This window comes from Mesorhizobium sp. M1A.F.Ca.ET.072.01.1.1, from assembly GCF_004023325.1.
Classification (GTDB): Bacteria; Pseudomonadota; Alphaproteobacteria; order Rhizobiales; family Rhizobiaceae; genus Mesorhizobium.
In genome coordinates this window covers 1-11,599 of sequence record NZ_RZSF01000220.1, presented here as the reverse complement: position 1 = coordinate 11,599, position 11,599 = coordinate 1, and the positions used below count along the sequence as shown (strand labels likewise).

General features: G+C 64.3%; 12 protein-coding genes and 1 pseudogene. 4 read left to right on the top strand and 9 right to left on the bottom strand.

What is annotated here, in order from left to right; genetic code table 11:
* Both EOA32_RS25180 and EOA32_RS25175 read right to left on the bottom strand, forming a co-directional pair.
* A pseudogene (locus tag EOA32_RS25180) lies at window positions 1-520 on the bottom strand (iron ABC transporter permease); the annotation flags it as partial.
* Between the two features lie 161 nt (window positions 521-681).
* Window positions 682-1,689 carry an iron ABC transporter substrate-binding protein gene (locus tag EOA32_RS25175; protein WP_127243009.1) on the bottom strand — a complete coding sequence of 336 codons (1,008 nt, stop codon included), beginning with the start codon at window positions 1,687-1,689 and terminating at the stop codon, window positions 682-684.
* Window positions 1,690-1,893: 204 nt separating this feature from the next.
* Here EOA32_RS25175 and EOA32_RS25170 point away from each other — a divergent pair, with 204 nt between their 5' ends.
* The 3 genes from EOA32_RS25170 (at window position 1,894) to EOA32_RS25160 (ending at window position 5,164) form a co-directional block, all read left to right on the top strand.
* Window positions 1,894-2,430 (top strand): sigma-70 family RNA polymerase sigma factor, encoded by a 537-nt coding sequence (locus EOA32_RS25170; RefSeq protein WP_067319094.1) that lies wholly within the window; start codon window positions 1,894-1,896, stop codon window positions 2,428-2,430.
* 1 nt (window position 2,431) lies between these two features.
* Window positions 2,432-3,070: an NrsF family protein gene (locus EOA32_RS25165; protein ID WP_095782422.1), complete on the top strand. Its 639-nt coding sequence runs from the start codon at window positions 2,432-2,434 to the stop codon at window positions 3,068-3,070.
* 177 nt (window positions 3,071-3,247) lie between these two features.
* Complete coding sequence (locus tag EOA32_RS25160; protein WP_245499381.1) at window positions 3,248-5,164, top strand: PAS domain S-box protein; 1,917 nt, start codon at window positions 3,248-3,250, stop codon at window positions 5,162-5,164.
* 34 nt (window positions 5,165-5,198) lie between these two features.
* Here the strand turns inward: EOA32_RS25160 and EOA32_RS25155 are convergent, their stop codons facing one another.
* The 7 genes from EOA32_RS25155 to EOA32_RS25125 all read right to left on the bottom strand — a co-directional run bounded on the left by EOA32_RS25155 (window position 5,199) and on the right by EOA32_RS25125 (window position 10,818).
* Window positions 5,199-6,077, bottom strand: a complete 879-nt coding sequence (locus EOA32_RS25155) for a 3-hydroxybutyryl-CoA dehydrogenase (protein WP_066990182.1) — start codon at window positions 6,075-6,077, stop codon at window positions 5,199-5,201.
* A gap of 271 nt (window positions 6,078-6,348) precedes the next feature.
* Entirely contained in the window at window positions 6,349-7,278 is a 930-nt protein-coding gene (locus EOA32_RS25150) for an electron transfer flavoprotein subunit alpha/FixB family protein (protein ID WP_128373164.1), read from the bottom strand.
* A 23-nt stretch (window positions 7,279-7,301) separates the two neighbouring features.
* On the bottom strand, window positions 7,302-8,051 hold the full coding sequence (locus EOA32_RS25145) for an electron transfer flavoprotein subunit beta/FixA family protein (RefSeq protein ID WP_066990176.1): 750 nt from the start codon (window positions 8,049-8,051) through the stop codon (window positions 7,302-7,304).
* Between the two features lie 248 nt (window positions 8,052-8,299).
* Window positions 8,300-9,109, bottom strand: a complete 810-nt coding sequence (locus EOA32_RS25140) for a rhomboid family intramembrane serine protease (protein ID WP_066990173.1) — start codon at window positions 9,107-9,109, stop codon at window positions 8,300-8,302.
* A gap of 25 nt (window positions 9,110-9,134) precedes the next feature.
* Window positions 9,135-9,716, bottom strand: a complete 582-nt coding sequence (locus EOA32_RS25135; protein WP_066990170.1) for a cob(I)yrinic acid a,c-diamide adenosyltransferase — start codon at window positions 9,714-9,716, stop codon at window positions 9,135-9,137.
* Window positions 9,717-9,734: 18 nt separating this feature from the next.
* On the bottom strand, window positions 9,735-9,926 hold the full coding sequence (locus EOA32_RS25130; protein ID WP_066990167.1) for a twin transmembrane helix small protein: 192 nt from the start codon (window positions 9,924-9,926) through the stop codon (window positions 9,735-9,737).
* 25 nt (window positions 9,927-9,951) lie between these two features.
* Complete coding sequence (locus EOA32_RS25125) at window positions 9,952-10,818, bottom strand: SDR family oxidoreductase (protein WP_128373163.1); 867 nt, start codon at window positions 10,816-10,818, stop codon at window positions 9,952-9,954.
* Window positions 10,819-10,876: 58 nt separating this feature from the next.
* On the opposite strand from EOA32_RS25125, the gene EOA32_RS25120 reads away from it, so the two are divergent.
* The coding region (locus EOA32_RS25120; RefSeq protein WP_145971348.1) for a YihY/virulence factor BrkB family protein at window positions 10,877-11,599 on the top strand (723 nt) is incomplete at its 3' end.

Below are 11,599 nucleotides of genomic sequence, written 5' to 3'. Positions count from 1 at the left end.
GTCCGAGGCCCAGCGCTGCGGCGGCATCTTCCAGCGCAGGGTCAAGCCGGCGCAGCGCCGCTGCGATCGGCAGATAGAGGAACGGGAAATAGGCGATGACGGAGACGAGCACGCCGGCCCAGAGCCCGTGCAGGCCGGGGATCAGGCTGATCCAGGCGTAACTGTGGACGAAGGCCGGGATAGCCAGCGGCGCTACCGACAGCCACGACCACCAACGGTTGCCGGGAAGGTCGCTGCGCTCGGTCAGCCAGGCAAGCGCCACCGACAGCACGATGGCGATCGGGACGGCCAGGACGACAAGCAGGATGGTGTTGACCAGGAGCGCGCCGACGCGAGGCCGAAAGATCAGCGCCACCACCGTGTCCCATCCCGTCTGGATGCCCACCCAGACGATGAAGGCAAGCGGCAGGAGAGCGATCAGCGAGACGATGGCGGCCGCAAGCGTAATCCACGACGTGGACCGCCGGCTCTGCCTTGCGGCAGCCGGCGCCCCCGAATGCGTGAGGTCGATCGCGGACATCAGCCGGAATGCACCGCCTGGAGACGATCTGATGAACCGCGAACGCGGTCGGAAACGCAGATGATCGTCATCGACGAGGCCATCTCCAAAACAAAAGCGCTCCCGCGGAAAGCGAATTCCGGCGGGAGCACGGTCGGTTGTCCTTTTAGGACGAACGCGGACTAAAGCAAGCCGGCTTGCGTCATCAGGTCGATGACCTTCTTCGAGTTCAGGTGCGTCGGATCGATCTTGGGCGCCTGCAGATCGGCCAGCGGCACGAGCTTCGGGTTCGACATGGCATCCTTGCCGACCGCGTATTCATAAGAGGTCCCGGTTTTCAAAACCTCCTGGCCGGCCTTGCCGGTGACCCACTTCAAGAAAGCCTGGGCTTCCTTCGGATGCTTGCTCGAGGCCAGCACGCCGCCGCCAGAGATCGACACGAACGCGCCCGGGTCCTGGTTCTTGAAATAATGCAGGCCGACATTCTTGCTGTTCTCGCCGGTCTTCGCCTGGTCGCCGAAATAGTAGTAGTGGTAGATCACGCCGCCATCGATCTCCCCGGCATTGACCGCCTTCATCACCGTATTGTTGCCCTTGTAGGCGGTGAAGTTCTCCTTCATGGCCTTCAGCCAGTCGGAAGTCGCGGCTTCACCTTTGAGCTCGAGCATCGCGCTGACGATGGCCTGGAAATCGGCGCCGGACGGCGAGGCGGCCCACCGGCCCTTCCAGCTCGGATCGGCAAGGTCGAGCAGCGACTTGGGCAGCTGGCCTTCCTTGAGCTTGTCCTTGTTGTAGGCAAAGACGGTGCTGCGCGCGGCGACGCCCACCCATTTGCCGCTCGAAGGCTGGTATTCCTGCGGAACCTGAGCGAGGGTGTCGGCATCGACCGGCGCGAACAGGCCGGCCGCCTCGACCAGCGCCATTGCAGGCGAATTCTCTGTCAGGAACACGTCGGCCGGCGAGGCAGCACCCTCGGCGACGATCTGGTTGGAGAAATCGCTGTCGCCGCCGTTGCGCAGCGTGACCTTGATGCCGGTTTCCTTGGTGAAGCCCTTCGCCCATTCCTTGGCCAGGCTTTCATGCTGGGCGTTGTAGACGATGATGCCTGCATCCTCCGCCATGGCCGGTCCGGCAATCAGGCCGAGCGCCAGCGCGGCGGCGCCGGCAAGAGTGGAAAAGGCAGTTTTCATGGGCATCGTCCTCAAATCTGGAGACAGGGGTTCGGGCTCAGGTGCACCTATAAATACCTGATTACGATAGTCAACATTCCGGCCTGCTTCAATCGGTCGCCGTGCCGCAAACTTTCGTGATTTTCCGGTACTTTGGCTTGGACATTATTTCGCCGGACACGTAACAAACCAGGGCCGAGACGCGAACATCGGGGGTAAACTCTTGTGACCGGCAAGGACGAGGCCGAGCTTTCCCGGCTGCTCAGGGCCGCGATCGCGGGAGACGAAAGGGCTTACGCCGACTTTCTTCACCGGATAGCCGCTCTCGTTCGTGGCTTCGTCCGGCGCAAGATCGTCCAGGGCGGGGTCGACCCCGAGGATGTCGTGCAGGAAACCTTGCTGGCCATTCACGTCAAACGGCACACGTGGCGAGAAGACGCGCCGGTGCTGCCATGGGTCTATGCGATCGCCCGCTTCAAGCTGATCGATGCATTCCGCCGGCGCGGCCGTCGCATCGAGGTCGAGATCGACGAGATCGCCGAGACTTTCGCCGAGCCGGAAGCGGAGACGGTGAGCGAGCGCGACATAAACCGGGCCCTGGACGGCTTGCCGCCCTCGCAGCGTTCCGTGGTTTCCTCAATCTCGGTCGACGGCCATTCGATCGGCGAAACGGCGGTCAAGCTCGGCATCAGCGAGACGGCAGTGCGCGTGTCGCTGCATCGCGGCCTTGCCGCGATCGCCAAAAGGTTCGGACGACAGTGACATGAGAACCGAGGACCTCATAAAGGCGCTCGACGCCGATGCCCGCAACAAGGCGATGCCGCTTGGCCTCGCCTGGTGGCTGGCCGTCGGCGTGGCGGTTGTGGTCGCGGCGATGGTCTTTTTCATGACCATCGGTCCGCGCCCGGACATCATGCCGGCCATGCATACGATGCGCTTCATGTCGAAGTTCGTCTTCACCTTGGCGCTCACGACCAGCGCATTCGCTCTGATCCGAGCCCTGTCGACGCCCGGTGCGGCGAGCAGGCGAGCGAAACTATGGACGCTCGCCGCGCCCGCGCTCGTCATGATCGCGGTCTTCCTGGAGCTTTTCGTCGTGCCGGAGGCGGACTGGGGCAGGCGGCTCGTGGGTTCCAACATGATGATCTGCATGAGCTTCATCCCGTTGATCGGCATCGGTCCCCTGGCGATCTTCCTCGGCATGCTGCGCTATGGCGCGCCGACGCGGCCGGTGCTGGCCGGCGCGGTCGCGGGCCTGCTCGCGGGCGGACTGGCGGCGACCTTCTATGCCGCGCATTGCTTCGACGATTCGCCGCTGTTCGTCGCCACCTGGTACACGATCGCGATCGCGTTCCTCACCGCGCTCGGCGCGCTTGGCGGACGGTTTTTCGTCCGCTGGTAGGATTACACACCGATCCTTAATCATGCCGGCAATTGCTTTGCCGGTTAGCGGCGTGGCCGCCGCAGCTTACAACCATTCCTTAAAATCGATCCGCCAGGGTTGTGGCAGTTGCGCATGGGGTGGAATCGCATTGTGGCGTGGTTGAGTTGGAAAGGTCCGCGGGCCGGCAAGCGATCTGTGCTCGCCTTGATGGCGGCTGGGCTCGTCACCCTGATGGCATCGGTCCTGTTGCCGGCGCTGGAGTTCGGCGCGGACGCGCTGAAGTTCTGCCTGCAGATATCCGTCGCCGTCACGGCCGTGACGCTGTTTGTCTCGGCGCTGTTCATCCGCAGGATCATCGACGACCGCCGGCAGATTGCCGAGAGCGAGCAGCGCTTTCGCCGCGCGATGGAAGATTCGGCGATCGGCGTCGCCATCGTCGGCCTCGACGGCCGCATCCTTCAGACCAATCCCGCCTTCGCGGCGATGCTCGGCTACAGCCGGGCGGAAATCGAGGCGCTGACCTTCTTCCAGATCACGCATCCCGACGACCTGCAGATCGGCCGTGAGACGATGATCGCGCTGAAAGAAGGAAAGATCGATTCCTTTCATTTCGAGAAGCGCTACCTCAAGAAGGACGGCACTCCGGTCTGGGCGCAGCTTGCGGGCTCGGTCATTCGCGAAGACGAGACCGGCAAGCCGCTCTATCTTGTGTCGCAGATCGAGGACATCGATGCGCGCAAGCAGGCCGAAGCGCGCATCGCCGAAGCCGAGACGCGCTGGAATTTCGCGCTGACCAGCGCCGGACAAGGCGTCTGGAGCCTCGACATGCGCAAGGGCGGCACGACTTACTCCGAAACCTGGGTCAGAATGCTGGGCTATGAGGATGGCGAGCTGGACGGGGACCCCGACCGCTGGCTGACGATGATCCATCCGGACGACCGCCAAATTGTCGCCGACGCGGACCGGGCGCATCTTGCCGGCGAGACGGCCTTCTTCGAGGCCGAGTTCCGAATGCGCCACAAGGACGGCCATTGGGTCTGGATCCTCGACCGCGGCAAGGCGATCGAACGCGACGGCGAGGGCCGGCTGATCCGGGCGATCGGCAGCTTGACCGATATCACGGAGCGCAAGGAGGCCGAAGAACGGCGCAAGGTCTCGGCGGCGATGCTCGCCGACGAAAAGGAGCGGCTCAGGGTGACGCTGCAGTCGATCGGCGACGCGGTGATCTGCACCGATGCCGCCAACCGCGTCAGCTTCATGAATCCGGTCGCCGAAAAGCTCACCGGCATTGCCAGCGGCGAGGCGCTTGGCAAGGTGCTCGGCGATGTCTACTGGGCGGTCGACGAGGAAACCGGGCAGAGGATCGGCCTGACGCGAGCTTCGGCCGCCGACCGCCATCATTGCGATCAGAACGCCCGCGCCGTGCTCATCAGGCGCGACGACACGCGCTGCAGCATCCGCCAAATGGTGTCGCCGATCATGAACGACCACGACGAGTTCTGCGGGCTCGTCATCGTCTTCCAGGATTTCACCGACGCGCGCGCCCTGCAGCGCCAGCTCGCTTATGCCGCGGCCCATGACGCGCTGACCGGGCTCGCCAACCGCCCAAGCTTCATCCGCACGATGGAGGAGCTGGTCGATTGGTGCCGGTTGAATGGCGGCGAGCATCAGTTCATGTTCGTCGACCTCGACCACTTCAAGGCGGTCAACGACACTGGCGGCCACGCGGCGGGCGATGCGCTGCTGAAGCGCGTCGCCGACGCCATCCGCAACGTGCTCGGGCCGGAAGATATCGTCGCCCGCCTGGGCGGCGACGAGTTCGCGGTCATACTGAAATCGGGCGCGCCGGCGCGAGCGACGGTCGCGGCGCGTTGCATCATCGAAGCCATCCGCAACCTGGGCTTCAGCTGGGACGGTCGTCCGCATTCGATCGCCGCCAGCATCGGGCTTGCGCCGATCCGCGCCGGCTGCGGCGAGGTGGATGAGATCATCGCCCGTGCCGATGCCGCCTGCTATGCCGCCAAGGCGGCCGGCCGCGGCTGCGTTTCGGCAGCACCCGATGAAGTTTCGAAGGACGAGGCGGCACCGCTGCCGCTTGCCGCGGCATCCTGAACGCCGGCTGGGAGAGCGTTCAGTCGCGGGCGGCTCAGCGTGTCGGCACCGGATGATCGCCGCGATAGTCGTAGAAGCCGCGGCCGGTCTTGCGGCCGAGCCAGCCGGCCTCGACATATTTCACCAGCAGCGGGCAGGGGCGATACTTGGAGTCCGACAGGCCCTCATGCAGCACCTGCATGATCGACAGGCAGGTGTCGAGACCGATGAAGTCGGCCAGCTGCAGCGGTCCCATCGGATGGTTGGCGCCGAGCCGCATGGCGGTGTCGATGGCGTCCACCGTGCCGACGCCCTCATAAAGCGTGTAGATCGCCTCGTTGATCATGGGCAACAGGATGCGGTTGACGATGAAGGCCGGGAAATCCTCCGAAACGGTGATCGTCTTGTCGAGCCTGTTCACGAAGGTCTTGGCGGCCTCGAACGTCTGGTCCTCGGTGGCGATGCCGCGCACCAGCTCGACCAGCTTCATCACCGGCACCGGGTTCATGAAATGTATGCCGATGAAGCGCTCAGGCCGGTCGGTCTGCGCGGCGAGCCGGGTGATCGAGATCGAGGAGGTGTTGGTCGCGAGAATCGCCTCCGGATTGAGCTGCGGGCAGAGTTGGGCGTAAATCTTGCGCTTGACCGTCTCATCCTCGGTCGCCGCCTCGATGACGAGGTCGGCGGCGGCGAGATCGGCCATGGCGGACGCCGATGAGATGCGGGCCATCGCCTCGTTGCGCGCCTTCTCCTCGAGCTTTCCCGAACCGACCTGACGGGCCATGTTGCCGCTGATGGTGGCGATGCCCTTCTCGACCCGGTCGGGCGAGATGTCGTGGATCAGGACCTTGTAGCCGGCCAGCGCCGAGACGTGGGCGATACCGCCCCCCATTTGACCTGCGCCGACAATGCCGATCGTCTCGATCTTGCTCATTACCCCAATCCCGTCTGGAGCATTTCCGCTTCTGCGAGGCACGGAAGCGCTCCCTTCTCTTGTTTCCCGCAATTCCGGACGCAAAGTGGCTCGGCACTTTCCTGGAATTGCCTTTTTTGTTTATCGCAATTCCGCAGGGAAAACCGCTATGGACTTTTCCTGGAATTGCGCAAGCCTTTACCGGCCTGCTTTTTGTGCAGTGCAAACTAAAAGGGCGGGGCGACTTCGTCTACCCCACCCTTCGGATTTTAATATGCCAGAGCAGAAAGCGTCAAAGCGCCTTTTGCAGCTCCGGCAGGATGACGAAGAGATCGCCGACGAGACCGTAATCGGCAACCTGGAAGATCGGCGCTTCCTCGTCCTTGTTGATGGCGACGATGACCTTGGAATCCTTCATGCCGGCAAGATGCTGGATGGCGCCGGAGATGCCGACGGCAATGTAGAGATCGGGGGCAACCACCTTGCCGGTCTGGCCGACCTGCCAGTCGTTGGGCGCATAGCCCGCATCGACCGCGGCGCGAGAGGCACCGACAGCGGCGCCGAGCTTGTCGGCGACCGGCAGGATGACTTCCTGGAACTTCTCCGACGAGCCGAGTGCACGACCACCCGAGATGATGATCTTGGCCGAGGTCAGCTCGGGACGGTCGTTCTCGGAGAGCTTGTTCTCGACGAAGGAGGAGAGGCCGGGATTGGCGGCGGCGTTCACCGTCTCGACCGGGGCCGAGCCGCCCTCTGGCGCCCCTTGGAAGGAGGCGGTGCGCACGGTGATCACCTTCTTGGCGTCGGTCGACTGCACGGTCTGGATGGCGTTGCCGGCATAGATCGGCCGCTTGAAGGTGTCGGGCGAGACCACCTCGATGATCTCGGAGACCTGCGCGACGTCGAGCAGGGCCGCCACGCGCGGCGCGACGTTCTTGCCCGCTGAGGTCGCGGGGGCGACGATCGCGTCATAGGAGCCGGCGAGCGAGACGACGAGTGCAGCCAGCGGCTCCGCCAGGCGTTCGGAGAGTTCGTCGGCCTCGGCCAGCAGGACTTTGCGAACACCTTTCAGCTTGGCGGCCGCGTCGCTTGCCGCCTTGGCGCCTTGGCCGGCGACCAGCACATCGACATCCGAGCCGATCTGCAGGGCGGCCGCGAGCGCCTTGGCAGTCTGGTCGGAAAGGCTTGCGTTGTCGTGTTCGGCGATGAGGAGAATTGCCATTTTCCTGTTCCTTTCCTGACCGCTTAGAGCACGCCGGCTTCGTTCTTGAGCTTCTCGACCAGCTCGGCGACGCTCTTGACCTTGACGCCCGCCTTGCGGCCGCCGGGCTCCTCGGTCTTGATCACCTTCAGGCGCGGCTTGACGTCGGCGCCGTAGTCGGCCGGGCTCTTCTCGTCGAGCGGCTTCTTCTTGGCCTTCATGATGTTGGGGAGCGATGCATAGCGCGGCTGGTTCAAGCGAAGGTCGGCGGTCACGATCGCCGGCATTTTCAGCTCAACCGTCTGCAGGCCGCCGTCGACCTCACGCGTCACCTTGGCATGATCGCCGGCGAGCTCGATCCTCGAGGCGAAGGTGCCTTGCGCCCAGCCGAGCAGCGCCGCCAGCATCTGGCCGGTCTGGTTGCTGTCGTCGTCGATCGCCTGCTTGCCGAGGATGACGAGGCCGGGCTTCTCGGCCTCGACCACGCCCTTCAACACCTTGGCCACACCCAGCGGCTCGGTCTGCTCGTCGGTCTTGACCAGGATGGCGCGATCGGCGCCCATGGCGAGCGCGGTGCGCAGCGTCTCCTGCGCCTGCTGCGGGCCGATCGAGACGACGATGATCTCCTCGGCCTTGCCGGCTTCCTTGATCCGGATCGCTTCCTCGACCGCGATCTCGTCGAACGGGTTCATCGCCATCTTGACGTTGGCAAGCTCGACGCCCAGTCCGTCGGCCTTGACCCGGACCTTGACGTTCGCGTCCACAACCCGCTTCACGGGCACAAGGATCTTCATTTTCCTGTCACCTCTCCTGAGATAGTCGGGCGCGCTATAGCAGTGTGCGCCTTGTCAGAGTTGTCGAAAGCCGACATTCCGGGCGGAATTCTGGTCTCCAACGGCCAAGAAGCTGTTCCACCCCGATGTTTCGGTTGAGCATGATCGTTCCGAAAAGCGGTTCCCACTTTTCGGGATCATGCTCTGTGGTGGCGTTCCGTAGTGGCGGCAATCCGGCGCGTCAATATGCACGTCGCACTCAAATCGGTTCAGTCTGGCGGTGACGCCGCGCCGCGGCCCCATCGAGGCGCCGTCTGTGCCGGCGCCTCGGGCGCTGGTCCGGGCTCGATCGGGAGAGGGACGTTCTGGACCTTCGGCGTCGGGTCCGGCTCGCCGTCTGCGCCGGCAAGCAGCGGCACGCCGCGGCTGCGCAGCACCAGGACGAGAACGGCGCCGGCAATGATGCCGCCGATGTGGCAGGCCCAGGAAATCTGATCCTCTCCGCCGGCGGCAAACATCACGATCTGGAACAGGATCCAAAGGACGAGCGGGATGAAGGCCGGGATGCGCAGAGGAATGCGCGCAAAGACCAATACCCACACCTTAACCCTCGGATAGAGGATCAGATAGGCCGCCACCACGCCGGCGATGGCGCCGGAGGCGCCGATCAGCGGCACCTGGGAATCCCAGCCGACCAAGCCTTGAAAGAAAGCGCCCGCCGCCGCGCAGGCGAGGTAGAAGATCAGGTAGCGTATGTGGCCGAGCGCGTCCTCGACATTGTCGCCGAACACCCACAGGAACAGCATGTTGCCGCCGAGATGGAAGATGTCGGCATGCAGGAAGGAATAGGTGAGATAGCTGAGGCTTTCGGGAATGACGACGAATTCGGGCGACAGCTCCACCTTGTCATGGACGACAGAAGGGATGAAGCCGAGGCCAAGCACGGCGGCATTGGTGAAGCTCTCGCCGCCAAGCGTGGTAGCGAGATAGACCAAGGCATTCGCGGCGATCAGACCGATCGTCACATATTGCAGGCGGATGTGGCGGAGCCTGTTGGTGTCGTAGAGCGGGATGAACATCGGACCCTCCCGCCATACCCGGTTGTCAGCGGTTCTTGCCGGGAACCCATAGCACGTCGGCAATTCCGTTGTCATTGACCGCCCGGGCGGCGACGAACAGGAAGTCGGAGACGCGGTTGACGTATTTCAGCGCTTCGCGGTTGACGTGCTCGGCCGGGTCCTGCGCCAGCGCCACCATGAGGCGCTCGGCGCGCCGTGTTACGGTGCGCGCAAGATGCAGGGCTGCCGCGGCAGGCGTGCCGCCGTTCAGCACGAAGGATTTCAGCGGCTGCAGGTCCTTGTTGAGAGCATCGATGTCCTTTTCGACGCGCCCGGTCTGCGCGGCGACGATGCGCAGCGGCTCGTAGCCGAGCGGTTTGCCGTTGTCCGGCACCGCAAGGTCGGCGCCGAGGTCGAAAAGATCGTTCTGGATGCGGGAGAGCATGGCGTCGATCGCCGGATGATCGGTTGCGGTGTGGACGCGCGCCATGCCGACGCAGGCATTTGCTTCGTCCACGGTGCCGTAGGCTTCGACGCGCAGATCTGACTTCAGGCGCCGCTCGCCGCTGCCCAGACCGGTGGTCCCGTCGTCGCCGGTACGGGTATAGATCTTGTTGAGCTTGACCACCTTCTCCTCCCCGGCCCGTTACTTGCGGGTGAAGTAGACGGTCAGCATGATCAGCACCAGAGCTATGAACTGCAGCAGTACGCGGGCCTGCATCAGCTTGTTGGAGGTGAAGCCGGAGCCGCCGCGCATCATGTTGACGAGGCCGCGGATCAGCACGACCACGACGGCAGCCATGACGACTATGGCGAGGATGTTGAAGACGGTTGCCATGGGGCTGGCTCCAGTTGGGTTTCGGTCAGGCCCGCCTGGCGAGCACGCGGTAGAGCATCGAGGCCGGCAGGATGCGCTTAAGCGCCACGCCGATTCTGGCCGGCACCGTTACCACATAATGCGGGTGGGGGCGCTGTGACAGAAGCGCGTGGCGCAAGGCGCCATGGACCACCTCAGGTCCGGGCTTCAGACGCGAGACGCTGCCGCCGGCCTTGAGCCGCGCGAGCTGCGCCTGGTAGTCGGCGCGGTGAACGGAGTTCTCGAGGTCGATGTTCTTCAAGAACCATACCAGGCCGTTGCTGGCGATCTTCGAGGTCACCGGCCCCGGCTCGATCAACGAGACATGAATGCCGCTGCCTTCGAGCTCCTGGCGCAGGCAAAGCATCAGGCCTTCGACGGCATGTTTCGACGCCGAATAGGCGCCGCGAAAACGGACCGGGGCGAGCCCCAGGATCGAGGAGCAGTGGACGAGGCGACCGTGCCCCTGGCGGCGCATGACCGGCACGACGCGGCGGGTCAGGTCGTGCCAGCCGAAGAAATTGGCTTCGAACTGCTCCCGCAGCGCTTCGACCGGCAGGTCCTCGACGGCACCGGGTTGCGCGTAGGCGCCATTGTTGAACAGCGCGTCGAGCGTGCCGCCCGTGCGCTCCAGCACGGCCTCGGCCGGGGCGGCGATGGACTCGGGCTCGCGGTAGTCGAGATAGAAGGCTTCGATGCCCTCCGCCTCGAGCGCGGCGATGTCGGCCGGTGCGCGAGCCGTGGCGAACACGCGCCAACCTTCCGCCTTCAATGCCCGCGCGCAATAGGCGCCTATGCCGGAGGAGGTGCCGGTGACGATGATGCTGCGCAACTGTTCAGCGGTGGGCAACGTTGTCGGACCTGGGGTTGCCATTTGCCGCAATCCCTTCCCATATTCGCGGCGTCGACACAATCGAGCGGAGCGCGGGTCCTTGCTCAGGAATATCGTCGCGGTCAAGCGCGTGCTCTACGATGCGATCGGCCATTTCACCACCGACGACGGCTGGGCAATGGCCAGCCATCTGGCGATCACCTCGCTGATGGCGCTGTTTCCGTTCCTGATCTTCGCAACGACGTTGGCCAGCTTTCTCGGCGCGCGCGCCTTCGCCGACACGGCCGTGCATCTGGTCTTCGACACCTGGCCGGAGCAGATTGCCAAGCCGATCGCGCGCGAGGTGCAGAATGTGCTCACCGTGCGGCGCAGCGACCTCCTGACCTACGGCGTGCTCTTAGCCGCGTACTTCGCCTCGAACGGCATCGAGGCGCTGCGCACCTCGCTCAACCGCGCCTATCGCGTTACCGAGACGCGCGGCATCATCCATCGCCGGGTGCAGAGCATCGTCTTCGTGCTGATCGCAACGGCCTGTTTTCTCGCCGTCAGCGTGCTTCTGGTGCTCGCGCCCCTGCTCGCGCGGCTGGCCGAGGCGCATCTGGAATGGATCAAGCCCTATATGGGCACGATCACCATATGGCGTTACGTGATCGCCTCGACGGTCATCGTCATCGGCCTGTTCGCGGTGCATATCTGGCTGCCGGCCGGCAAGCGCCGCTTCGTTTCCATCGTTCCGGGCATCGTCTTCACGCTGGTCGCGTGGCTGGCCGGCTCGACCATCTTCGCCACCTATCTCGACCATTTCTCGTCCTATGTGACGACC